We start from the raw sequence: 24,100 nt of genomic DNA, 5'->3' as shown, positions 1-24,100 counted from the left end.
AGCGCCGCACTCACCTCAAGCGCCCGAACCACCCGGCCACCCCCCGGCGAACGCCCCCGCCCCGTCGGCCGACAGCCCCTCGACCGACAGCCCCGCCGAGCGCCCCACCGCCGCACCGCCCACCACCGCGCGCCCCACCGCCGAGCCGCCCGCCGGGCGGTCCACCGACGACATCTCCAACGAGCGCAGGGAGTCAATCCACTCGTGACTGCGGAAAGCACCTTCTCCACGCCCGGAACGCAGCCAGGATTCTCACCCGTCGCGGTCATCCCGCGGCACGACGACCAAGCCGGATTCCGATTCCCTGTCCGGCGGCCCCCGGCACGGGCCGCCTCTCCTCTCCCCCTCCTGCTGGCCGACGGCCTGGGCGCGCTGGCGGGCGTACCGGTCCTGGCCGGGGCCGAGCAGCAGCCGCTGCTGCTCGCCGCGCTGGTCACGACCACGCTGCTGCTGCGCACGCACCGGCCGCGCCCCGTGCACGGGGTGCTGGACGAACTGCCCGCGGTGTGCGGCCGGATCGCGATGGCCTGGCTGACGCTCGCGGCGCTCGTCGCCGCGTCCACGCCGGCCCACGCGCTGTCCTGGCGCACCCTTCTCATGGGGTCCGCCGCCCAGGCCCTGGTCTGCTGCCTCGGGCGGGCCCTCGTGCACCAGCGGCGCCGCCGGACGATGCTGCGCCGGCCGCACGCGGCGCTCGTCGTGGGCCCGGTCCCGACGGCACGGCGCGTGGCCGAGGCCATACTGCGGCTGCCGCGGTACGGCATCGAACCCGTCGGCGTCGTCGCCCGCCACCACCACGACAACGCCGACGGGCTTCCCGTGCTGACCACCGGTCAGGAGGTGCAGCGGGCGCTCATCCAGAACGGCGTCCGTGACGTCCTGTGCGTGGACCCCGCGGTGCGCTCCACGCAGGGCCCGCTGCTGCGGGCGCTGGCCGAGTCGGGCTGCACGGTGTGGGAGCTCGACGCGGACAGCCCTTCCTTCGCGAGCCGTGAGCAGCTCGCCGGGTTCGCGTGCCGTCGCCTGGACATGGGCGTCGGCTACCCGGACAGCCGTGCCAAGCGGCTGCTGGACATCGTCGTCTCCGGGACGCTGCTGCTCGCGATCAGCCCGCTGCTGCTGGTGTTCGCGCTGGTGCTGCGGCTCACCAGCGGGCCGGGCGTGGTGTTCCGGCAGGAGCGCGTCGGCAGGGGCGGACGGCCGTTCACCCTGCTGAAGTTCCGCACCCATCGGCCGGCCGACGCCCGCGAGTCGGCGACCCGCTGGAGCGTGGCGGACGAGCAGCAGATGAGCCGCTTCTGCCGCTTCCTGCGGCGCAGTTCGCTGGACGAGCTGCTCCAGCTGTGGAACGTCCTGTGCGGTGACATGAGCCTGGTCGGCCCCCGGCCGGAACGGCCTTACTTCGTACGGCAGTTCAGCCAGACCTATCCCGGCTACGCCTCCCGGCACCGGATGCGGGCCGGCATCACCGGGCTCGCCCAGGTGCACGGGCTGCGCGGTGACACCTCCATCGAGGACCGGGCCCGCTTCGACAACGCGTACATCGACAACTGGTCGCTGTGGCAGGACGTCTGCATCCTGCTGCGCACCGCGGCCGCCCTCGTGCGACCGACCGGGAGCTGAGCCGTCCGATGAGTCACGCCCTGCTGCCGCCGCGCCTGCGGAGCCTGTCGCCGGTGCTGCCCGTCGTCGCCGTGGTCGCCCTGCTCGCGCTGCCGGTCTCCCCCGGGGGCGAGGGCGGGGCCGGGCCGGCGGACGCGCTGTCCGCGCTCGTCGTGCTGTTCTGCGCGGTCCGGCTGCTGCGGCAGCGGCGGCGCCCCCTGTCCCGTACGGCCGCGGTGGTCCTCGGACTGCCGGTGGCCGGGCTGGCGCTCGCCGCGATGGGCGCGGGCTCGCCGGGGGCGGGGGCCGCCGGCCTCGGCCGGTACCTCCAGATCTTCGTGATCGTCCCCGCGGCCGTGCTGCTGCTCATCCGTGACCGGCCCGACTTCCGGCTGCTGGCCTGGTCGTTCGTGGGGCTGGCGGGGTGGCAGGGGACGGTCGGCGTGCACCAGTTCGTCACCGGCACCGGAGCCTCCTACCAGGGCGAGGACATCCGCGCCGTCGGCACCTTCGGTCCGCAGGACGTGATGGGCATGGCGACGGTGGTGTCCTTCGGGCTGGTCTGCGCGGTGGGGCTGTCGCTCGGGCGGGGCACCGCTCGGCAGCGGACCGTCGCCGGTCTGTCCGCGCTCGCCCTGCTGGCGCCGCTCGCGCTGTCGTTCAGCCGGGGCGCCTGGATCGCGACCGCTGTGGCCTGCTCGGCGCAGCTGGTGCTGGCCGGGATGCGGCGGGCGCTGAAGGCGGCCGCGGTGGCGGCCGCGCTGGGCGTGGTGCTGGTGGGCGGCTTCGGCGTCGGCTCGGCGATGCTCCAGGAACGCGTCGGCAGCATCACCCAGGTCGCGGACGCCCCCGACCAGTCGGTCACCGACCGGTACACGATGTGGGCGGCGGCGCTCGGCATGTGGCGTGAACAGCCGTTGACCGGAGTGGGGTTGAAGGGCTTCCCCGAACACCGGGACGCGCACGCCTCGCTGGCGCTGTCCGCCGGCAGCGACACCGCCGGCGCCGGATCGGGCTTCGTCAGGCAGCCGCTGCTGTCCCCGCACAACATGTACCTGCTGGTTCTCGGCGAGCAGGGGCTCGTCGGACTGCTCGCCCTCGCGGGCAGCTGGCTGGCGCTGCTGGGCTGCGCGCTGCACGGACTGTTCCGGGTGCGCCGGCTCGGCTCGCCCGGTCTCGACTGCGCGCTCGTCGCCTGCGGTCTGCTGATCTGGCAGCTGACCGACTTCCTGTACGCCGACATCGGCGGCCCCTCCACCGTGCTGACCGCGATCTGTCTGGGCCTCGCCGCCTGGTGGGCCCTGGCCGCGCCCGGCACCCCCGGGGAGGCGCCCTCCCGATGACGGTGACCCCTCCCAGAACACCGGGCCCGCACCCCACCGCGGCCGAAGCCGCCGGCTCCCCCGCCGGCGGCGCCACCGCGTCCACCGCCCGCGGCGGCCAGGACGGCGACGGCGTGCCGGGGCAGCCGGCGCCCCGCGTGGAAGACGCCGCCGAAGTCCACGACGCCGCCTCCCGGACGCCCCCGCCGGCCCGGACCGACCCGCGTCCCGAGAAGCCGCCCGAGCCCGCCCCGCCCACCGAGGGCAGCCGGACCGGCCCGGAACTGCCCCCGGCCTCCCGGCGTTTCCTCGCCAAGGCCGCTCTCGTCACCGCCGTTCTCTCCGTCGCCGGGGCGCTGCTCGGGCTGGTGCGGGACCAGGCGCTGGCGCGGCTGTTCGGGGCGGGGCGGGACACGGACGCGTTCCTCGTGGCGTGGACCGTGCCCGAGTTCGCGGCCACGCTGCTCATCGAGGACGGCCTGGCGTTCGCGCTGATCCCGGCGTTCAGCGTGGCGCTGGCCCGCCGGGCCGAGGGCGCGCCGGGCGACCCGGTGCGCGCCCTGGTCGCCGGGACGCTGCCGCGGCTCTCGCTCGCCTTCGTCGCCGTCGGCGCCCTGCTCGTGGGTCTGGCACCGCAGTTGGTCGAGGTGCTCGCCCCCGGCCTGCCCGACCCCGGGCTCGCCGTCGACTGCACCCGGCTCACCGCGACCTGCGCGGTGAGCTTCGGGCTCGCCGGGTACTGCAGCGCGGCCCTGCGCGCGCACCGGCGGTTCGTGGCGCCCGCGGCGATCTACGTGGCGTACAACGTCGGCATCGTCACGGGGATGTTCGTCCTCGGCGGGAGCTGGGGGGTGCGGTCGGCGGCGGCCGGGGTGGCGGCCGGCGGGTTCCTGATGGTCGCCGTACAACTGCCTTCGCTCATCAGGGAGTTACGGAAGCGGGGTGCGTCCGGGCCCGCCGGCGGGGGAGGTGAGGAGCCGCGGGCGCTCGGCGGGGCCGTGGTGGCGACCGTGCTGCTGTTCGCGCTGTGCCGGCAGTCGCAGGTCCTGGTCGAGCGGTTCCTCGCCTCGCATCTGCCGTCCGGGGCGATCTCCCATCTCAACTACGCCCAGAAAGTGGCACAGATGCCGATGATCCTGTCGGTGATGCTGTGCACGGTCACCTACCCGGTGGTCGCGCGGGCGCTGGCCGAGGGGGACGTCGAAAGGGCCCGGGACCGGGTGGAGCGCGATCTGGCGCTGGCCGTCTGCGTGGTCCTGCTGGGCACGGCCGTGGTGGTGGCCTGCGCACCGCAGATCATCGAACTCCTCTTCCAGCGGGGCGCGTTCACCGGTCGGGACACGGCGGCCACGGCCGGCGTGATGCGGGTGTACGCGCTCGGGCTGCTGGGCCAGACCATGGTCGGTGTGCTGGCCCGCTCGTACTTCTCGGCGGGCCGCGCCGCCTGGTACCCGTTCGGCGCGATGGCCGTCGGCATCGTCGTGACCGCCTGGTCCGGCGTGCCGGCCGTCGGCCCGTGGGGCGTGTACGGGATCGCCGCCGCCAACGCGGCCGGGATCACCGTCACCGCCCTGGTGCTGCTCGCCGGCGCGCCCGCCGCGCTGCCCGGGCGGCGCTCGGGGCGGCACGGCCTCCCGCGCTGTGTGCCGATCCGCGTCCGGCCCGTGCTGGGCGAGCTGAGCCGCCCGCTGCGGGCGGCGGCGCTCGCCACACCCGCCGGGGCGTTCGCCGCGAGCCGGATCGACGGCGCGATACCCGCGCTCGCCGCCGGAACGCTCACCGTCACCGCCGTCTTCCTGCTGGTCGGCCGGGCCCTGAACGCCCAGGGCGTCGACACCGCACTCCGTTTCGTCCGTTCCGCGACCCGAAGGCTCCCGCATGTCCGTTCCCGCTGACACCGCCCGACGACCGGCCCCGTCTCCCGGCCCGGTCCCGTGGGTGGCGATGTACCACTCCGTGGGCGACTGCTCCGACGACCCCTACCGCATCACGGTCACCCCCGACCGCCTCGACCGGCAGCTGGCCTGGCTGACCCGGCGGGGCCTGAAGGGCGTGTCCGTGCGCGAGTTGCTCGCCGCCCGCGCGCGTGGCGAGGGCCGCGACCTGGTCGGCCTCACCTTCGACGACGGATACGCCGACTTCCTCACCGGCGCCCTGCCCGTGCTGCGCCGCCATTCCTGCACGGCCACCCTGTTCGTGCTGCCCGGCCGGTACGGCGGCGACAACGCCTGGGACCCGCTGGGCCCGCGCAAGCCGCTGCTGACCGCCGACGGCGTCCGGCAGGCCGCCGCCGAGGGCGTCGAGATCGGCTCGCACGGTCTGGTCCACGTCGACCTGACGAAGGCCGACGAGCCCACGCTGGCCTCGGAGACCGTGGAGAGCCGGATCGCGCTGGCCGAGCTCCTGGGCGTCGACGTCGACGGCTTCTGCTACCCGTACGGCACCGTCGACCGGCGGGCCGTGGACGCCGTGCGCGAGGCGGGGTACGCGTACGCGTGCGCGATCGACCCGGGCCCCCTGAACGGGGTGCACGCCCTGCCCCGGGTGCATGTCGGCCAGAACGACACCTCCGCCCGTCTGTTCCTGAAGTACCGGCTGCACCGGCTGCGCCGGCGTCCCGTGGAGGGGCTGCGGTGAAGGCCCTCCACATCATCACGGGGCTCGGCGTCGGCGGAGCCGAGCAGCAACTTCGCCTGCTGTTGAGGCACTTGCCCGTCGACTGCGACGTCGTGACGCTGACCAACCCGGGGGCGGTGGCCGACGGGCTGACCGAGGACGGCGTGCGCGTCGTCCACCTCGGCATGACCGGCAACCGCGACCTGGCCGCCCTGCCCCGCCTGGCCCGCCTCGTCCGCTCCGGCGGTTACGACCTGGTCCACACCCACCTGTACCGCGCCTGTCTGTACGGCCGTCTCGCCGCGCGGCTCGCGGGCGTGCGCGCCGTCGTCGCCACCGAACACTCCCTGGGCGACTCGCAGATGGAGGGCCGCCCGCTCACCCGGGGCGTCCGCGCGCTCTACCTCGCCGGCGAGCGCCTCGGCCACGCCACGGTCGCCGTCTCCCCCACGGTCGCCGGCCGTCTGCACCGCTGGGGCGTCCCGCCGGCCCGCGTCGGCGTCGTCCCCAACGGCATCGACCTGGCCCGGTTCCGCTTCGATCCGGCCCGCCGCCACCGCACCCGGCGGCAGCTCGGCCTGCCGGACGACGCCTACGTCGTCGGCTGCGTCGGCCGGCTCCACCCGGGCAAACGCTTCGACGTCGCCATCCGCGCGCTCACCGAACTTCCCTCCCAGGTGCGGCTGTTGCTGGTCGGCGGCGGCCCCGAGGAGAGCGCGCTGCGCCGCACCGCGCACGAGTGCGGCGTCGCCGGCCGCGTCCTGTTCGCCGGTGAGCGCCCCTACGTCCCCGACGGCGGCACCGGCCCGGACCTCACGTCCCTCACCTGCGCGATGGACCTGCTCGCCGCCCCGTCCCCGGAGGAGGCGTTCGGTCTGGCGGTCGTCGAAGGGCTGGCGTCGGGGCTGCCCGCGGTGTACGCCTCCTGCCCCGCGCTGGAGGACCTGCCCGCGCGCAGCGCGCCCGACGCCCGGCGCGTCGCCGGCGGGCAGCGGGCGTTCACGCGGGCGCTGGCCGAGGCGCACGCCCGGGGCCCGCGCCCGCGCACGGTCGCCGAGGCCGCCCGCCACTACGACATCACCCGCAGCGCCGCCCTCCTCATGGACGTGTACGCGGCCGCCCTGGCCCGCAAGCCCCTGTCGTCCCCGTCGTCCCCTTCTTCTCAGGGAGTCACTTCCGCATGACCGAGAACTCCGTCCGCCCGACCCGCCCGGCCGGCGCCGCCACGCGCCGCTCCAGGGCGCTCCCGCCCTGGTCCCTGCTCGCCGTGGGCGCCCTCGCGGGCGGCCTGGCCGGCGGCGCGTACGGCGCCCTGAAGCCGCCCGTGTACACGGCCACCGCCTATGTCGTCGCCGTCCCCACAACGAAGTCGGACCCGGCGTCCGCGCTGGGCTTCGCCCAGGCCTACGGCCGGGTCGCCACCCAGCTCGCGGTGCTCGGGGACGCCCAGGTGTGGGCGGGGGTGCCGGTGCGGACGCTGCGCGACAGCGTGCAGACGGCGACCTCGCCGGACGCGCCCATGGTCGCGATCACCGCGACCTCCTCCCGCCCCGACCAGGCCGCCGACATGGCCAACGCGGTGTCCCGTGCGGTGACCCGGCACGCGAAGGACTCGATGGCCGCCACCAACGTCGAGCTCCAGCAGTTCGCGCGCGCCGTCAAGCCGACCGAGCCGTCCTCGGCGTCGCCGACGGTGACCGCTCTGGTCGGGGCGAGCGCGGGCGGGCTGCTCGGCGGGCTGGCCCTGCTGGTGCGGCCGAAGCGGAAACGGGCGGACGACCTGGAAGGGGACCGGGAGGAGCCCGGCCGTCCGGCCCCGATGCCCGGTCCCGCGCTCGCCGGCGACACCCGCGGAGCGCTGTGAAACCGGCGTACACGACACAGGTCATCACCGACGAGAAGGCGTTCGCGGCCCTCGCCCCCGCCTGGGGCGAGCTGTACCGGCGGTGCGCCGCGGCCACCCCCTTCCAGAGCCACGCCTGGCTGCACTCGTGGTGGCTGTCGTACGGCAGGCGCGGCCGGCTGCGGGTGCTGGCCGTGCGCGACGGAAGTGGTGAACTCCTCGCCGTGGCCCCGCTGATGGCGGTGCGCCGCCCGTTGCCCACCCTGGTGCCGCTCGGCGGGGCGATCTCCGACTACGGGGACGTGCTGGTCGACGACGAGCGCGGCGAGACGGCCGTGGAGGCGCTCACCGAGGGGCTCTCGGCGGTCGCCCGCACCGCGCTGATCGACTTCCGCGAGGTGCGGCCGGGCGGCGCGGTGGAGGAGGTGTACGAGCGTTGGCGCGGGCCGCGGCGGCGGGTGAGCGACTCGGTGTGCCTGGAGCTGCCGGCCGTCGCGATGGACGAGCTGGTGGCCCGGCTGCCGTCGGCGAAGGCCCAGCGGGTGCGGGCCAAACTGCGCAAGCTGACCGCGCTCGGCGTCGAACGCCGGGTGGTGCGCGCCGACGGCGTCGAACCGGCGGTACGGCGGCTGCTGGACCTGCACCGGCTGCAGTGGCAGGGGCGCAAGGTGACGGGCGAGCACCTCCAGTCGCGATTCCGCGAGCATCTGGTGCGCTCGGTCGGGCCGATGGTGCGCTCGGGGGACGCGGTGGTCACCGAGTTCCGCCTCGACGACGACGTGGTGGCCGTCGACCTGACCCTGCTGTCGCGCCGCCTGGCGGGCGGCTATCTCTACGGCGCGCATCCCCGGTTGCGCGAGTGCAAGGCGGACGTGGCGGTGATGCTGCTGGACGCGTGCGCCGAGCACACCCGTGGCGGCGGGCGCGGCACGCTGAGCCTGCTGCGCGGCAACGAGCCGTACAAGCACCACTGGCGTCCCGAACCGGTCGTCAACCAGCGGCTGTTGCTGGCCCGTCGGCGCACCGCCCCGCTGATCTCGGCGGTGACGGGCGACGTCGCGGCGCGGCGACGGGGCAAGGAGTTGCTGCGCCGCTGGGAGGAGCAGCGGGAGCAGCGCAGGCAGCGGGCGGAGAAGGGGCGTGACGGTGGCGGCAGGTCCTGACACGGGCCGGCCGCCGCCGAGGCCCCGCTCAGCGGCCGCGCGACCACCGGACCGCGGGGAGGCACAGCTTGCCGCCGATCCACCGCTCCACCCAGTCCCCGAGGTCCAACCGCGGGCATGCGGAGACGGTTTGCGAGGTCGCCGACGCCGGCGTCTGCGGCGCCTCCTGCGCCGGTTCCCGGGTGGGCGCCACCGGTGCGGTCTCCTGGGCCGTGCCGGGGAGCGGCGAGATCAGGGGGATCGGCGGGGTCGGTCCTGCGGCCGGTTCTGCGGTCGATCCGGCCGGTCCGGCGACCGGTCCTGCGGTCGGTCCGGCAGGCCCCGCGGTGGGTCCCGCGGTGGGTCCCGCGGTCGGTCCTTCGGGGCGGCCGGAGAGCAGCGAGCGGTAGACGTGCGACGCCATCGGGTTCCGTCCGCACTGCCACACGCCGTGCGGGCAGTAGTCGGTCAGCGTGTTGTACAGCGGCCTGTGCCGACCGATCCAGCCGAGCATGCTCCGCATGTACTCGGGATTGTCGCCGTTGCGGAACAGACCCCATTCAGGGTAGGAAATGGGCTTCCCGTGGCTTTCGGCGAAATCCACATGCGCCTGGAGTCCGTAGGGTTCTTCCACCTGCTGGTCGAACGGCATTCCGGTCGGCTGGTCGTAGGAATCCATTCCGATGATGTCGACGGTGTCGTCACCCGGGTAGCACCGGGTCCAGGCGACCGCGTCGAGGCCGCGGTTCGGTGTGAAGTCGAACTTGAACTTCTGGCCCGGCACCGCCCGCATGGCGGTGACGATCCGGTTCCAGTAGGCCTTCCACGCCTCCGGGTCCGGCCCGCAGCGATGGGTGTAGGTGTTGCCGTTCATCTCCCAGCCGAGCACGATCACCGTGTCCGGCGCGTTCAGCCCGACCAGCCGCTCGGCCAGCCGGCGGAAGTGATGATCGAAGGCGCCGGCCGCGCCCAGCCGCAGCAGCATCCGCACCTCGCTGTCGGAGACGCCCGCCTCGTTGCGCTCCAGCATGGGGACGTTGAGGACGAGCATCCGGTCGTCCTTCCCCGCGCGCCAGTTCGCCCACGCGTCGAGGAAGCCGGGCCGGCCCTCGATGTTGCTCCACCGGTCGCCCGGCAGGTACGTGTGGCCGACGCGGAGTTCGGTGCCGTTCAGCCAGGCGCTGAGCTGGGCGATCCGGGCCACGCCCAGGGGGCCGTAGTCGAGGTAGGCGCCAAAGGCGGTGCCGGACGCGACGGGCGACGCCGGTGCTGCACTCGCGCCCGGGGCGGCAGCGGCGGGGCTCTGCGCCGGGTCCGCGCCGGGGCTCTGGGGGGCGGCGGGGCTCTGCTCGGCGATGGGTGCGGCGGGACTCTGTGCTGCGGGTGCGGCGGGCGGCTCTGGGGGCGGCTCGGCGGCGGCCACGAGGGCCGGCCCGGTGGTGGGCGCGGCGGCTTGCCCGTCCGTCGGGCCGGGGTGCGGAGCCGCGCCTTGGCCGACGGTCGGCGCGGCGGCCGGCTCGGGGACGGGTCCGGGGGAAGGAGCGGCGACCCGTGTCACCCCCGCGCCCGCGGCGAATCCAGGACCGGACGCCAGCGCCGCCGTCATCGCCACCGCCGCCGTCACGACGGCGAGCCGTCGGGACGGGGCGCGTCGCTGCTGTGGGGCCATACCTGCTCCTTTCTCCACTCTCACGCGGTCCCGCGTGCTGATTTCAGATGACTGACACTCAGTCATATGTAAGTCAGATGAAAAGGAAACACGCCACCGCCGTTACGGCTTTCGAGTGCACTGATCGGCCGCACCGGTGAACCGACCCGAAGGAAAAGCCCCGTGTCGCTGCTCGACACCCGAGTCCCCGCCGTACTGCTGCGAATCGACCGGAACCCCTTTCACCACGGAACGCTGGGCGCGGTCCGTTCCCTCGGCCGAGCCGGTGCGGACGTGCACGTGGTCGCCGAGATGACGGGAAGCCCGATCCGCAAGTCGCGCCACGTGCGCCGGCTGCACCCCCCGCCGGCGCCGGGCGCCACCCCCGAGGAGATCGCCACCCTGCTGCTGCGGGTGGCCGCCCGCATCGAACGGCCCGCCGTGCTGATCCCCATGGACGACGCCGGCGCCGTCGCCGTGAGCCGGCTGCGCACGGAGCTGACCCCCGCCTACCTGCTGCCCCAGCAGCCCCCGACGCTGCCCGAACGCGTCGCGGACAAGAGCGAGTTGGCACAGATGTGCGCGGCGGCGGACGTCGCTCACCCCTGCACCTTCATCCCGGAGAGCGCCGGGCAGGCCGTCTCCGCCGCCTGGCGGCTCGGATTCCCGTTGGTGGCCAAGTGGAGCCGGCCCTGGCTGCTGCCCACCGGTTCGGCACTGCGCAGCACGTCGGTGCTGCGCTCCTCTCGGGAGGTGCGGGAGCTGTACCTGCGGGGCGAGGAGGCCGGCAGCCGGCTGCTGCTCCAGGAGTTCCTGCCGCCGGGCGCCGGCAGCGACTGGTTCTTCCACGGGTACGCCGACCGCTCGGGCGTGATGCGCGCCGGCGGCACGGGCCGCAAGCTGAGCGCCTGGCCGCGCGGGGCGGGTCTGACGGCGGTGGGCGAATGGGACACGAACGGGGCGGTGCGGGAGCAGTCCGAGCGGCTCGCCGAGCGGCTCGGCTACCGCGGCATCCTCGACCTCGACTACCGCCGCTGCGGCACGACCGGCCGCTATCACCTGCTCGACTTCAACCCGCGGCCCGGGGCGCAGTTCCGGCTCTTCACCGACACCGCCGGGCTGGACGTCGTACGCGCGCAGCATCTGGACCTGACGCACCGTCCCCTGCCGGAGGGGGAGGCGCGGGCCGGGCGGGCGTTCGTGGTGGAGAACTACGCGCCGCTGTCGGCGCTGCGCCGGGTCCGTACCGACCGGGAGCTGGCCTGGTACGCGGGGGACGACGCCGCTGCGGGCCGTGCGATGTGGGCGCTGTGGTGCGCCCATGTCACCCGGCGGCTGTGGGGGCGGCTGCGTCGCTCCGGCGCGCGGGCGGACGCCGGCTCCGGTGCGGTCGCCGTCGCGGACGCCGGTGCGAAGGCCTGTGGCGAGGTTCCTCCGCGCGTGATCCGGCAGGGGGCGGCCCGTGAGGGTTCGCCGCAGGCGGGGCTGCCCGGCGTGCCGGACGCGGGCGGTCACGCGGACGACGAGAAGGCGGGGAGCCGCTGAAGCTCCCCGCCTCGTCATGTGAAGGGGTCGAAGGTGCGTCGAGGGTGCCGGACGCGGGGGCGGCCGACGCCCGTACGGTCAGCGCCGGGAGGCGGCCCGTCCCCGTCGGTAGAGGAGCGCGCCCGCGGTGATCAGCGCCGCGCTCACGCCGGAAGCGGCGAGCAGGCTCTCGCTGCCGGTCTCGGGCAGTTGCGGACGAGGCTCGTTGTTCTCCTCGCCGGGCGGAGTGCCGTGATCGTCGTCACCGGGGGGCGGGGGGTTCTGCGGCGTGGTGTGCCCGCCCTCCGGGGGCGTGACGGGTCCGCCGGGGGGCGGCGGCGTCGACCCGTAGCCCGGGTCGTCGCCCCCGTAGCCGGGGCCGTCGTCACTGCCGTAACCGGAGTCGTCGTCCCCGTAGCCCGGGCCGTCGTCGCCGTAGCCGGGACCGTCGTCGCTGCCGTAACCCGAGTCGTCGTCACCGCCGTAACCCGGGCCCTCGTCACCGCCGTAGCCCGGGTCGCCGTCGTGGTGACCGCCGTAGCCCGGATCCTCGTCGCCGCCCTGGCCCGAGCCGCCGTAGCCCGAGTCGTCGTCTTGGTGATGTGCGTTTCCTTGGGGATCCCCGTAGCCCGGGTCGCCGTAGCCCGGGTCGCCGTCACTCTTGTCGGTGTCAGTGTCGGCCTCGGCGGAGGAGTCCTCGTCCGCGCGGGCCGCGCCGTCGGCCGGGGCGGATGTGCCCGCGTCCTCGGCGGTGGCCGCCTCGTCGGAGGTGCCCGCGGCGTCGGAGGTGCTCGTCTCCTCGGAGGTGTTCGTCTCGTCGGAGGTGTTCGTGCAGAAGTCGCCGAAGGCCTGGCCGAACGCGGCGGCGAGGCCGGCCGTGTTGCCGCACAGGCTCGCCGGCAGGGTCACCGGGGCCTGGGCGTCGTCGCCCGACACGACGCCGGGAGAGCCCGCGGTGGTCGTGTCCGCGGACGAGTCGGCATAGGCGGCGCCGCCGCACAGGGACAGAAGACTCGTCGCGGCGGCCGCCGCGATCATTCCCCTGGTCAGGGTCTGTCGCATCTGATCGTCTTCCTGGTGGGAGAAACGGGGAAAGCCGACCCTGGAACAGTGGAGCAGTCGTCCAAGGCCGGCCTCGACCCAGCCGTGGGCTGGTGGCGGAGCATCGTCAGTCGTTGACGCAGAGGGTGCCGAAGGCGGGGCTCAGCAGGCCGGTCGCGCCGAACGTGTTCCCGCAGACGTTCATCTGGGTGTGGAGCGAGAACTGCGTCACGTTGCCGGAGAGGAATCCGGGGGAGCCGATGGCCACGGCTTCGGCAGTGGAGTCCGCGAAGGCAGGGGCGGCTCCGCCCAGACCCAGGATCAGGCCCGCGACGACGGCGGCGGTCTTCTTCATGTCGTTCCCTTCTGTGCGGTCATGCCTGGCGGTCGAAACCGAGCGAGCGCAGCCGGATCAGCTCGCACCATGACCTGCAGGCTGCACACGACAGATAGACGGTGGAGGAAGCCTGCGAACGCGGGCCGCAGGTCAATTCACCCGAACGCGTTCGCGGCGTTCATACGACTGGTCCCCCCGAGGGGGGAACGATTCAGCGGCGGACGGACGGCGGATCGGCGGTCCGGTGTGAGCCATCGGGGTGAATCAGAGCAACCAAGCCCGCCCGGCCGAGTTGACCAAGACGCTCCGGTGGACGGGGTTTTTCCAGAAGGGACAAGCAAGTGATCAAGAAGGTTCTGGCCGCCGTCACGGTCGCCGCCTCCGCCATGGGCGCCTCCGTCGCGGTGGCGGCCCCGGCGCTCGCCATCGGCAACGACAGCGGCACCACGTCCGCCAGCGGCAACGGCGCCTCCCAGGTGTTCGGCAACTCGGCCACCTACGGCAACATGAGCCCGCAGATGGCGCTCATCCAGGGCTCCTTCAACAAGCCCTGCATCGGTCTGCCGGCCAAGTTCAACACCCAGGCGACCACGGGGCTCGCCCTCCAGGACGTCCCGATCCTGTCCGCCCCGCAGAACCAGCAGTGCGTCGAGAACTCCACCCAGGCCAAGGGCGACGAGCCGCTGTCGCACATCCTGGACGACCTCGCGCTCTTCTCGGGCAACGGGGTCGAGAACGAGTGACGGCCTGACCGTACGACCGACGAGGTGAACGGGCTCGCCCTCCGAGCCCTCGGGGCTGTTTGCGGGCCCCGGCAGCGGGCCGCCGATGACCGGCGGCCCGCTCCTTCGTGTGCGCGCTCACGCGTCGACGAGGGGCGCGTGCGCGGCGCGGCCGATGCGCTGGGCCGATCGGGGCACAGCACGCAACCCGGGCCGGTGTCCTGGCGTTGACCAGCACGCAACTCCTCACCGGAGTCCGCTTTTCGAAGGGAACGAACATGAAGAAGCTGTGGGCAACCGCGGCTGTCGCCGCCTCGCTCGCCGGATTCACGGCGGTGACCGCCCCCCAGGCTCTCGCCATCGGCGACGACAGCGGCACCACCTCGGCCAGCGGCAACGGCGCCCGGTCCGAGTTCGGCAACTCGGCCACGTCCGGCGACATGAGCCCGCAGCTCTCGCTGGTCCAGGGCTCGCTGAACAAGCCGTGCCTCGGCATTCCCGTGAAGCTCAACAACCAGGTGCCCGCGGCGATCGGCGCCCAGGACGTCCCGATCCTCTCGGCCCCGCAGAACCAGCAGTGCGTCGAGAACTCCACCCAGGCCAAGGGCGACGAGCCGCTGTCGCACATCCTGGACGACGTCTCGCTCCTGACCGGCAACGGCGCGGGCAACGGCTGAGCCGCCTCGGCGCCACGACGGCGGGTCACCGGTCACCCGGTGCCCCGCCGTTCTGGTGTCCGCCTCCGATCGGCCCGCCAATCAGGCTCTACGAACGGAGCCGGCTCGCCTCGCCGATGGCCTTGGCGAGGGCCCGTACTTCCTCGTCCTCGGTCTTCCTCACCAGGTCGTCGGCGCGCTCCCTCAGCCGGCTCAGGGGGGGTGCGGCCGGCAAGGTGCCGCTTCCGCCCGGCCCTCGACGCAGGGCGTCGCCGAAGTAAGCGGCGATAGCGGTGACTTGGAAGCGGACGGGGGCGTCGGCCAGTGAGTCGTGAAGGGCGGCGGTCTCCAGGCGGCCCGAGGTCTCGTGCGGGGCGCGGGTCGTGGGGTCGAGCCAGCGCACGGTAGCCGTGGCGAGGAGGCCCCGTGCGCCCGGCGTGGTGCGGACGGCGTAGAAGGCGGTGACCGTGTGGCCGGGGCCGACCTCCCCCCCGTCGACGCTGTCGTCGCGGAAGTCCTCGTCGGCGACCCGGCGGTTGTCGTAGCCGACGAGGCGGAACTCCTCGACCGTGTGCGGGTCGAAGGCGACCTGCGCCTTGGCGTCGCGGGCGGTGAGGTCGACGTGACGCGGGAGCTGCCCGGCGAAGACCTTCTCGGCATCCGTCTCGTCCGACACGTAGACGGTGTGGCCGTCACCCTTGTCGGCGAGGCGTTCCATGAGGGCGTCGCCGTAGTCGCTGCCGACGCCGACGCCGAAAAGGGTGACGCCGTGCTCTCGGCGGGCCGTGGAGACGCGTTCCAGGATGGAATCGGCGGATGTGTCACCGGTGTTGGCGAGGGCGTCGGAGACGAGGACGACGCGGTTGGTGGCGCCCGCGCGCAGCCCCTCGACCGCGGTGGCGTAGCCGGTTTCGACGCCCGCGCCGAGGTTGGTGGAGTCGGCGGGCTCCAAACTGTCGATGGCGTCGTGGACGCGGGCGCGGTCGCTCGCCTCGCCGAGCCGGGTCATCGGCAGGACGGTCTCGGCCTCCTCGCTGAAGGTGACGAGGGCGACGGAGTCGTCGTCGCGCAGACGGTCGGTCATCGTGCCCAGGGCCCGCTGGGCGAGGTCGAGGCGCCCGGGTTCGGCCATCGAGCCGGAGATGTCGATCACGAAGGTGAGGGCGGCGGGCGGGCGTTCGCCCGTCGTGCTCGCGGTGCGGGTGGCGAGGCCGACACGGACCAGGGACCAGTCGTCCTCGCCGGTGCGGGCGCCGTCGACGGTCACGGAGAAGCCGTGGCCGTCGGGGCGTTCGTAGTCCTGGCGGAAGCTGTTGACGAACTCCTCCGGGCGGATCGTCGACGGCTCGGGCAGCTCGCCGTCGGCGAGGGCGCGGCGCGCGTAGCCATAGGAGGCGGTGTCGACGTCGAGGGCGAAGGTGGACAGGCGGCCGGCGGACGGGTCGTCTCCCCGGGCGGCGCCCTCGCCCTCGAGGCGGGGCGCGCTCGGGGCCGGGAAGCCGCCTTCGTGGTAGGCCCGTTGGGCGCCGCTCCCGTCCGGGGCGCCCGAGCCGCCCGCGGCGCAGCCGGTGAGCAGCGCCAGCGCGGCGGCCGCGCCAGCGATCAGTCGTCGCGTCCGGTGGTGGTCCATCTCCCGTGCCCCCTTGGTCCGTTGACGTCGCCGTACGTGACTGTGACGGCACGGGGGCCCGATACGTGCGTCACGGGGCGTTGCGGAAGGGTCTCGAAGAGGGCACGGCGGACACCCGTCGAGACCGGCGGGTGATCTTCCGTTGACCTAGGAGACGACGTCCTTGCGGGCGAAACCCCTGAAGGCCAGGGCGAACAGCACGAGCGCGTACGTTATCGACAGGGAAATGCCCTGGATCATGTCGGTCCAGTCGAGCTGGGGCCGTACGGCGTCGAGCCAGGCGTACTGCCAGTGCGCGGGCAGGAAGTGGCGCCAGTCGCCGAGGGCCGTCACCTCGTCGAGGACGTTGCCGACGATGGTCAGCCCGACGGCGCCGCCGACCGCGCCGAGCGGGGCGTCGGTCTTCGTGGAGAGCCAGAACGCGAGGGCGGCGGTCACCAGTTGGGACACGAAGATGTACGCCACGGTGACGGCCAGGCGCTGGGCGGCGGTGCCCGCGGGCATCGAGCCGCCGGTGGGCAGTTCAAGTGGGCCCCAGCCGTAGGCAGCAGTGCCGACGGCGAGGGCGACCACGGGCAGCAGCACCATCGCCACCAGGCTGAGGCCGAGCCCGACGACGAGCTTGGACCACAGCAGGCGGGCGCGGGGCACGGGGGCGGCGAGCAGGTAGCGCAGCGAGGACCAGCCGGCCTCGGAGGCGACGGTGTCGCCGCAGAACAGCGCGACGGGGATGACCAGCAGGAAGCCCGCCGCGGCGAACAGGTTCACCGCGGCGAAGTTGGTGCCGGACAGCGTCGCCGTGTCCATCAGGTTGACGCGGTTGTTTCCCGAGCCGGGGCCGCCGCCCACCTGGAAGGCGACGAGCAGCACGAACGGCAGGGCGAACAGGACGCCGCCCATGACCATGGTGCGGCGGCGCTTGAGCTGGCGGACCAGTTCGACCCGGAGGGGCAGTGTGCGCGCGGCGCGGTAGCCGTCGGCGACCTCGACGGGCTCGGCGCGGTCGGTCACCGTGCTCAACTTCAGTCTCCGATCAGGGTGAGGAAGGCGTCTTCGAGGCGGCGGTGCGGGCCGACCGACTCCACCGGCACCTCCAGGCGCACGAGTTCGGCGACCAGGCCCGACGCGCTGCCGCCGGCGTCGAGGCGGACCAGCAGACCGGTGTCGGCGCGGACGGCCGAGGCCACGCCCGGCAGCGCGGCGACCTTGTCGACGACCGGGTCCTCCACGGGCGTCGCCGTGCCGACGAGGAGGGTGTCGCCGGAGCCGACGATCTCGGCGACCGGGCCGGCCTGGACGAGCTGCCCATGGTCCATGACGACCAGATGTGTGCAGGACTGCTCCACCTCGGACAGAAGATGGCTGGAGACGATCACCGTGCGGCCGGCCGCCGCGTAGCGGATCATCACCTCGCGCATCTCGCGGATCTGGGGCGGGTCGAGTCCGTTGGTCGGCTCGTCGAGGATGAGCAGGTCGGGCAGACCCAGCATGGCCTGAGCGATGGCGAGGCGCTGGCGCATGCCCTGGGAGTAGGTGCGCACCGCGCGGGCGAGGGCGTCGCCGAGTCCCGCGATCTCCAAGGCCTCTTCGAGGTGGGCGTCCTGCGGCGGGCGGCCGGTGGCCCGCCAGTACAGGTCGAGGTTCTCGCGGCCGGTGAGGTGCGGGAGGAAGCCCGCGCCCTCGACGAACGCGCCGACCCGGGACAGCACCGGCGCGCCGGGCGCGATGGCGTGCCCGAAGACGCGGATCTCGCCGCCGTCCGGCCTGATCAGCCCCATCAGCATGCGCAGGGTGGTCGTCTTGCCGGCGCCGTTGGGGCCGAGCAGTCCGAGCACCTGGCCCTTCTCGACGCGGAAGGACAGGTCCTTGACGGCGTAGCGGTCGGCCGCCTTGGCGTATCGCTTGCTCAGACCGGTGATCTGGAGGGGCACGTCGGCCAGCGCGGGGTCCGCGGGGGCGGGCGCGGCGGTGCGGCGGCGGGCGGTCAGCAGCAGGGCGAGGGCGACGCCCGCGCCGGCGAGCGGCAGCCACCACACCCACGCGGGCAGCGCGGGCGGCGGGTCGGCCTCGCTGAGGGCGGTCGGCACCGTCAGGTCGCTCTTCAGCGAGACGGTGTACGTCGCCGGGGCCGTCGGGGAGGCGTAGCCGAGGTCGGTGGAGGCGAGGACGAGGCGCAGGCGGTGACCGTCGTCCACCTCGTGGTCGATCGCGGGGAGGGTCACCGTGACGTCCTTGCCGGCCTTGGCGCCCGTGACGCGGACGGGCTGCACCAGCTGGGACGGCAGCACCTGCTGTCGCTGGCCGCCGGGGCCGACGTCGTACACCTTGGCGAAGAGGACGGCGTCGTCGGCCGTCGACTTCACATGGACGGTGACCTCGGGCGAGCCGGTGATGCGGACGTCGTCGCGGAAGGGCGCCGACTCGAAGGCGGCGAACTGGCCGGGGAAGTCGAGGGAGACGCCCACGCCGAGGGAGGACAGCTGGGAGAGGCCGCTGCCCGCGCCGAGGCCGGGCAGGGCCGACACGGCGGGCGGGGAGGCGCCGGCCGGGTTGTCGACGCGCTGCTCGCGGCCGCTGAGCGGGACCGCGCGAGGCTTGCCCTCCAGGCCGGGGTAGCTGTCGGCGCTCACGCCGCGCAGACGCGGTTCGCCGTCGCCGGTGCCGGTGCCGAGGGTGCGGGTGACGCGGAAGGCCGGGCCGGTGCCGGCGCTCTTGTCGTCCTTGAGGTACCGGTCGAACCAGTCGGCGACGCGGGCCTGCACGCGCCCGCTCTCCATGTCCCCGCCGTCGTGACCGCCCGCGATCCAGTCGACGTCGACGGGGGCGCCGTTGGCCTTGATCGCCTTCGCGGCGGCGTCGGACTGGGCGAGCGTGAAGAGGGAGTCGGTCTGCCCCTGGAAAAGGAGGGTGGGCACCTTGATGCGATCGCCGACGGCGGACGGCGAACGCGCTTCGAGCAGTCGGCGTGCCGCCTCGTCCGGGACACCGGACTCGGCGACCCGCTGGTACATCGCGCACAGCGCGGGCTCGAACCGGTGGCACCCCCCACCGCTGTTGAAGAACACGCCGGCCCACAGCTTCTTGAACACGCCGTCGGGGAACAGGGCGTCGGCGAGGTTCCAGTAGGTGATCGACGGGGCGATGGCGTCGACCCGGCTGTCGTGCCCGGCGGCCAGCAGCGAGACGGCGCCGCCGTAGGAGCCGCCGGCCATGCCGACGCGGGGGTCGCCCGCCTTGTCGAGCCGCACCTGCGGCTGCTTGGCCAGCCAGTCGATCAGCTTCGAGACGTCGGCGACCTCGGCCTTCGGGTCGTTGAGCCCGATCCGCCCGGTGGATGCGCCGAACCCGCGCGCTGACCAGGTCAGCACGGCGTACCCGTCCCGTGCGAGATCCTCGGCCTGCCGCCGCACGTCGTCCTTGCTGCCCCCGAAGCCGTGCGCGAGCAGCACCGCGGGCCGGCGGCCGTCGCCGCCGGCGGTGAAGTACGAGGTGTCGAGCCGGACTCCGCCGCCCATGTCCATGACCTGCTCGGCGCGACGGACCTTCGGCGGGTCGTCGTCGGCGACGGCCGTCCAGGTCCCCGCACCGACGAGCACGACGACGGCGGCAGCGGCGCCGACGAGCGCACGCCGGGACCGCCCGAGCAGTCGAAGATCCATGCTCCAACGGTACGGGGTCAACCTGTCGGGGAGTTGTCGACCGAAGACCGAAGCCGAGATGCTCCTGAAGGCGGACACGACCGCCCCGGCATACCGCGGGCGCGGTATGCCGGGGCGGTCGGGCGGCCGGCGTCAGTGGTTGCGGGGGAAGCCCAGGTCCACTCCGGTCGGGGTGTCGGCCGGGTCGGGCCAGCGGGTGGTGACGACCTTGCCCCGGGTGTAGAAGTGGGTGCCGTCGTTGCCGTAGATGTGGTGGTCTCCGAAGAGGGAGTCCTTCCAGCCGCCGAAGCTGTGGTAGCCGACGGGGACCGGGATCGGGACGTTGACGCCGACCATGCCGGCCTCGATCTCCAGCTGGAAGCGGCGGGCCGCGCCGCCGTCGCGGGTGAAGATCGCGGTGCCGTTGCCGAAGGGGGAGCTGTTGATCAGCGCGACGCCCTCTTCGTAGGTGTCGACGCGCAGGACGCACAGGACCGGGCCGAAGATCTCGTCCGTGTAGGCCTTCGCCGACGTGGGCACCTTGTCGAGGAGCGAGATGCCGATCCAGTGGCCGTCCTCGTGGCCCTCCACCGTGTAGCCGGTGCCGTCGAGGATCACCTCCGAGCCCTCGGCCGCCGCACCCGTGACGTAGGACGCCACCTTGTCGCGGTGGGCCGCGGTGATCAGGGGGCCCATCTCCGACGTGGGGTCGTTGCCGGGGCCGATCTTGATCTTCTCGGCGCGCTCGCGGATCTTGTCGACGAGTTCGTCGCCGACGGCGCCGACGGCGACGACCGCGGAGATCGCCATGCAGCGCTCGCCCGCCGAGCCGTACGCGGCGGACACCGCGGCGTCGGCCGCCGCGTCGAGGTCCGCGTCCGGCAGCACCAGCATGTGGTTCTTCGCGCCGCCGAGAGCCTGGACGCGCTTGCCGTTCGCGGAGGCCGTGGTGTGGATGTAGCGGGCGATGGGGGTGGAGCCGACGAAGGACACCGCCTTGACGTCGGGGTGCTCCAGCAGACGGTCGACGGCCACCTTGTCGCCGTGGACGACGTTGAAGACGCCGTCGGGCAGCCCGGCCTCCGACAGGAGCTCGGCGAGCTTCAGCGACGCCGACGGGTCCTTCTCGCTCGGCTTCAGCACGAAGGTGTTGCCGGTCGCGATGGCGATCGGGAACATCCACATCGGGACCATCGCCGGGAAGTTGAACGGCGTGATGCCGGCGACCACGCCCAGCGGCTGGCGGATCGAGGAGACGTCCACGCGGCTCGCGACCTGCGTCGACAGCTCGCCCTTCAGCTGCACGCTGATACCGCAGGCCAGGTCGACGATCTCCAGGCCGCGGGCGACCTCGCCGAGCGCGTCGGAGTGCACCTTGCCGTGCTCGGCGGTGATCAGCTCCGCGATCTCGTCGCGGTGCTCGTCCAGCAGCGCGCGGAACTTGAACAGGATCGACGTGCGCTGGGCCAGCGAGGACTGGCCCCAGGTGACGTAGGCGTCCTTGGCGGCGGCGACGGCGGCGTCGACCTCGTCGACAGAGGCGAACGCGACCTTGGTGGTGACCGCGCCGGTCGCCGGGTCGGTGACCGGCCCGAACGTACCCGACGCGCCCTCGACGGACTTGCCGCCGATCCAGTGGTTGACGATCTTCGTCATGACCGAGTGCTCCTTCACAGATGGCGGCGTCGGGTTGAGACGTGCCGTTCGTACAGCTCACGGGCCTTGACCGCCGACGGGCGGGTCGCGGTCTCGGCCACGGGTACATCCCACCAGGCCTGCGCCGGAGGCGGGCCCGACACTGTGTCTGCCGTTTGGGTCTCGACGTAGACACAAGTGGGAGTGTCGGCGGCGCGCGCCTCGGCGAGCGCCTCGCGCAGCTCGCGGACGGTCTTCGCGCGCAGCACCCGCATGCCCAGGCTGGCCACGTTCGCGGCCAGGTCGACGGGCAGCGGCGCGCCGGTGAACGTGCCGTCGTCGGAGGTGAACCGGTACGCGGTGCCGAACCGTTCGCCGCCCACCGACTCCGACAGCCCGCCGATCGAGGCGTACCCGTGGTTCTGCACGAGGACCATCTTGATCGCGATCCCCTCCTGCACCGCCGTGACGATCTCCGTCGGCATCATCAGGTAGGTGCCGTCGCCGACCAGCGCCCAGACGTTACGTTCGGGAGCCGCGAGCTTCACGCCGATCGCTGCGGGGATCTCGTAGCCCATGCAGGAGTAGCCGTACTCCAGGTGGTATTGGTCCCGCGAGCGCGCCCGCCACAGTTTGTGCAGGTCGCCGGGGAGCGAACCGGCCGCATTGATGATCACGTCCGACTCGTCGACGAGTGCGTCCAGCGCGCCGAGGACCTGCGGCTGCGTCGGGCGCACGTCCGGCTCCTCGGCCTCGTAGCAGGCGTCGACGCGCTGCTCCCAGCGCTCCTTGTCCTCGGTGTACTGGGTGGCGTACTCCTCCGCGACGCGGTGGCCGTGCGTCAGCAGCGCCGCGGTCAGCTCCTGCAGACCGCTGCGGGCGTCCGCGACCAGCGGCAGGCCGGCGAGCTTGTGGCCGTCGTAGGGGGCGATGTTGAGGTTGAGGAAGCGGACGCCGTCGGCGGCGAAGAGGGTGTTGGAGGCGGTGGTGAAGTCGGTGTACCGGGTGCCCACGCCGATGACCAGGTCGGCGGTGCGGGCCAGTTCGTCGGCGGTCGCGGTGCCGGTGTGGCCGACGCCGCCGACGTCCTGCGGGTGGTCGTGGCGCAGGGAGCCCTTGCCGGCCTGGGTGGAGGCGACCGGGATGCCGGTGGCGCCGGCGAACTCGGCGAGGGCCTCCTCGGCACGGCTGTGGTGGACGCCGCCGCCCGCGACGAGCAGGGGCCGCCGGGCCGACCTGATCGCCCGGACCGCTTCGGCGAGTTCGGCCGGATCGGCCCCCGGGCGCCGTACGGCCCAGGTGCGCTCGGCGAAGAACTCCTCCGGCCAGTCGTAGGCCTCGGCCTGGACGTCCTGGGGCAGGGCGAGGGTGACCGCGCCCGTCTCCACGGGGTCGGTGAGCACGCGCATCGCCTGGAGGGCGGCCGGGATCAGGGCCTCGGGGCGGGTGATCCGGTCGAAGTACCTGGACACCGGCCGCAGGCAGTCGTTGACGGACACATCGCCCGCGTAGGGGACTTCGAGCTGCTGGAGCACCGGGTCCGCGGGCCGCGTGGCGAAGACGTCGCCGGGCAGGAGGAGCACCGGGAGGTGGTTGATCGTGGCGAGCGCGGCGCCGGTGACCAGGTTGGTCGCGCCGGGGCCGATGGACGTCGTCACGGCGTGCGTGGACAGGCGGCCGGACTGGCGGGCGTATCCGACGGCCGCGTGGACCATCGACTGCTCGTTGCGCCCCTGGTGGAAGGGCATGTCGTCCGCGTACTCGACGAGCGCCTGGCCGAGGCCGGCGACGTTGCCGTGGCCGAAGATGCCCCAGGTCGCGCCGATCAGCCGCTGCCGTACGCCGTCGCGCTCGGTGTGCTGCGCGGCGAGGAAGCGCACCAGTGCCTGGGCCACGGTGAGCCTGGTGGTCATCGGTAACCCCCTTCTGCGTGGTCCGGGTGGAAGCAGATCCGCCACTCCCGGGTCTCGCCCGGACCCGCCATGACGTTCAGGTAGTACATGGCGTGGCCGGGCTGGGCGATCGACGGGCCGTGCCATCCGTCGGGGACGAGGACGGCGTCGCCGGAGCGGACCTCGGCGAGGACGTCGGCGCCGCCCTCCCGCGAGGGGGACACCCGCTGGTAGCCGAAGCCGCGGGGGCCGTCGATCTCGAAGTAGTAGATCTCCTCGAGCTCCGCCTCCTCGCCCGGCCGGTGCTCGTCGTGCTTGTGCGGCGGGTACGAGGACCAGTGGCCGCCGGGGGTGATCACCTCGACGGCGATCAGCTTGTCGCACTCGAAGGCGTCGGCGGAGGCGAAGTTGCGCACCAGACGGGCGCAGTCGCCGCTGCCGCGCTCTTCGACGGGGACCTCCGGCGCGGGGCCGTAGCGGGCGGGGAGTCGTCGCTCGCACTTCGCTCCTGCCAGGGCGAAGCGGCCTCCCGCGCCGGAGGCGATCTGGACCCGGGCGTCCCGGGGAACGTACGCGAAGTCGGAGACCGACGCGAACACGCTTTCCCTGCCCAGGAGTTGGAACTCGTTTCCGTCCGTGCGCACCGTACATCCGCCTTCGAGCGGGAGGACGATCCACTCGCTGTCGCCGGTGGCGAGGTCGTGCGCGCCGCCCGGCTCCAGCTCGACGATCCGCAGACCGCTGTGGGTCCAGCCGGCCCGCTCGGGGTCGATGGCGAGGGAGTAGGCGCCGTCGGCGGTCGTGCCCGCGGGAACGTGGAGGTTCTCGCTCTGCTTGTTCGTCATGCCACCC

19 protein-coding genes are annotated in these 24,100 nt (G+C 73.6%); 10 read left to right on the top strand and 9 right to left on the bottom strand.

Annotation, left to right across the window (positions count from 1 at the left end; genetic code table 11):
• Positions 1-204: 204 nt before the first annotated feature.
• Genes ACIRS4_RS26850 through ACIRS4_RS26820 form a run of 7 tightly spaced genes read left to right on the top strand, consistent with a single transcriptional unit; the run spans position 205 to position 8,546 of the window.
• The gene (locus ACIRS4_RS26850; protein ID WP_404200836.1) at positions 205-1,623 is read left to right on the top strand and encodes a sugar transferase; all 1,419 of its coding nucleotides are present in this window, start codon (positions 205-207) and stop codon (positions 1,621-1,623) included.
• Positions 1,624-1,631: 8 nt separating this feature from the next.
• Positions 1,632-2,945 carry an O-antigen ligase family protein gene (locus tag ACIRS4_RS26845; protein WP_404200834.1) on the top strand — a complete coding sequence of 438 codons (1,314 nt, stop codon included), beginning with the start codon at positions 1,632-1,634 and terminating at the stop codon, positions 2,943-2,945.
• Entirely contained in the window at positions 2,942-4,819 is a 1,878-nt protein-coding gene (murJ, locus tag ACIRS4_RS26840) for a murein biosynthesis integral membrane protein MurJ (protein WP_404200832.1), read from the top strand. The genes ACIRS4_RS26845 and murJ overlap by 4 nt, the downstream gene beginning before the upstream one ends.
• On the top strand, positions 4,803-5,561 hold the full coding sequence (locus ACIRS4_RS26835) for a polysaccharide deacetylase family protein (RefSeq protein ID WP_404200830.1): 759 nt from the start codon (positions 4,803-4,805) through the stop codon (positions 5,559-5,561). Before murJ ends, ACIRS4_RS26835 begins: the two co-directional genes overlap by 17 nt.
• A complete protein-coding gene (locus ACIRS4_RS26830; protein ID WP_404200828.1) occupies positions 5,558-6,724 on the top strand; it encodes a glycosyltransferase in 1,167 nt (388 codons plus the stop codon). The genes ACIRS4_RS26835 and ACIRS4_RS26830 overlap by 4 nt, the downstream gene beginning before the upstream one ends.
• Positions 6,721-7,404: a lipopolysaccharide biosynthesis protein gene (locus tag ACIRS4_RS26825; protein ID WP_404200826.1), complete on the top strand. Its 684-nt coding sequence runs from the start codon at positions 6,721-6,723 to the stop codon at positions 7,402-7,404. Before ACIRS4_RS26830 ends, ACIRS4_RS26825 begins: the two co-directional genes overlap by 4 nt.
• Positions 7,401-8,546 (top strand): GNAT family N-acetyltransferase, encoded by a 1,146-nt coding sequence (locus ACIRS4_RS26820; protein WP_404200824.1) that lies wholly within the window; start codon positions 7,401-7,403, stop codon positions 8,544-8,546. Before ACIRS4_RS26825 ends, ACIRS4_RS26820 begins: the two co-directional genes overlap by 4 nt.
• Positions 8,547-8,574: 28 nt before the next feature.
• Here the strand turns inward: ACIRS4_RS26820 and ACIRS4_RS26815 are convergent, their stop codons facing one another.
• Complete coding sequence (locus tag ACIRS4_RS26815) at positions 8,575-10,194, bottom strand: glycosyl hydrolase (protein ID WP_404200822.1); 1,620 nt, start codon at positions 10,192-10,194, stop codon at positions 8,575-8,577.
• A gap of 162 nt (positions 10,195-10,356) precedes the next feature.
• Here ACIRS4_RS26815 and ACIRS4_RS26810 point away from each other — a divergent pair, with 162 nt between their 5' ends.
• On the top strand, positions 10,357-11,718 hold the full coding sequence (locus tag ACIRS4_RS26810; RefSeq protein WP_404200820.1) for an ATP-grasp domain-containing protein: 1,362 nt from the start codon (positions 10,357-10,359) through the stop codon (positions 11,716-11,718).
• Positions 11,719-11,796: 78 nt separating this feature from the next.
• Here the strand turns inward: ACIRS4_RS26810 and ACIRS4_RS26805 are convergent, their stop codons facing one another.
• Both ACIRS4_RS26805 and ACIRS4_RS26800 read right to left on the bottom strand, forming a co-directional pair.
• Entirely contained in the window at positions 11,797-12,759 is a 963-nt protein-coding gene (locus ACIRS4_RS26805) for a chaplin family protein (protein ID WP_404200818.1), read from the bottom strand.
• A 106-nt stretch (positions 12,760-12,865) separates the two neighbouring features.
• Positions 12,866-13,093 (bottom strand): chaplin, encoded by a 228-nt coding sequence (locus ACIRS4_RS26800; protein WP_404200816.1) that lies wholly within the window; start codon positions 13,091-13,093, stop codon positions 12,866-12,868.
• Between the two features lie 323 nt (positions 13,094-13,416).
• Here ACIRS4_RS26800 and ACIRS4_RS26795 point away from each other — a divergent pair, with 323 nt between their 5' ends.
• Complete coding sequence (locus ACIRS4_RS26795) at positions 13,417-13,818, top strand: rodlin (protein WP_404200814.1); 402 nt, start codon at positions 13,417-13,419, stop codon at positions 13,816-13,818.
• A gap of 257 nt (positions 13,819-14,075) precedes the next feature.
• The gene (locus tag ACIRS4_RS26790; RefSeq protein WP_404200812.1) at positions 14,076-14,474 is read left to right on the top strand and encodes a rodlin; all 399 of its coding nucleotides are present in this window, start codon (positions 14,076-14,078) and stop codon (positions 14,472-14,474) included.
• 88 nt (positions 14,475-14,562) lie between these two features.
• Here ACIRS4_RS26790 and ACIRS4_RS26785 read toward each other — a convergent pair whose 3' ends face one another.
• The 6 genes from ACIRS4_RS26785 to iolB all read right to left on the bottom strand — a co-directional run bounded on the left by ACIRS4_RS26785 (position 14,563) and on the right by iolB (position 24,093).
• Positions 14,563-16,083: a von Willebrand factor type A domain-containing protein gene (locus ACIRS4_RS26785; RefSeq protein ID WP_404200810.1), complete on the bottom strand. Its 1,521-nt coding sequence runs from the start codon at positions 16,081-16,083 to the stop codon at positions 14,563-14,565.
• 147 nt (positions 16,084-16,230) lie between these two features.
• Positions 16,231-17,109, bottom strand: coding sequence for an ABC transporter permease (locus tag ACIRS4_RS26780; protein ID WP_404200958.1), 879 nt, complete (start codon positions 17,107-17,109; stop codon positions 16,231-16,233).
• Positions 17,106-19,742, bottom strand: coding sequence for a CocE/NonD family hydrolase (locus ACIRS4_RS26775; RefSeq protein ID WP_404200808.1), 2,637 nt, complete (start codon positions 19,740-19,742; stop codon positions 17,106-17,108). The genes ACIRS4_RS26780 and ACIRS4_RS26775 overlap by 4 nt, the downstream gene beginning before the upstream one ends.
• Positions 19,743-19,874: 132 nt before the next feature.
• Complete coding sequence (gene mmsA / locus ACIRS4_RS26770) at positions 19,875-21,377, bottom strand: CoA-acylating methylmalonate-semialdehyde dehydrogenase (RefSeq protein WP_404200806.1); 1,503 nt, start codon at positions 21,375-21,377, stop codon at positions 19,875-19,877.
• Between the two features lie 14 nt (positions 21,378-21,391).
• Entirely contained in the window at positions 21,392-23,269 is a 1,878-nt protein-coding gene (gene iolD / locus ACIRS4_RS26765) for a 3D-(3,5/4)-trihydroxycyclohexane-1,2-dione acylhydrolase (decyclizing) (protein WP_404200804.1), read from the bottom strand.
• Positions 23,266-24,093: a 5-deoxy-glucuronate isomerase gene (gene iolB, locus ACIRS4_RS26760; protein WP_404200802.1), complete on the bottom strand. Its 828-nt coding sequence runs from the start codon at positions 24,091-24,093 to the stop codon at positions 23,266-23,268. The genes iolD and iolB overlap by 4 nt, the downstream gene beginning before the upstream one ends.
• Positions 24,094-24,100: the final 7 nt, after the last annotated feature.

Origin of the sequence: Streptomyces sp. NPDC101166 (assembly GCF_044768125.1) — a bacterium.
Classification (GTDB): Bacteria; Actinomycetota; Actinomycetes; order Streptomycetales; family Streptomycetaceae; genus Streptomyces.
This window is presented reverse-complemented; position numbering and strand designations above follow the sequence as displayed.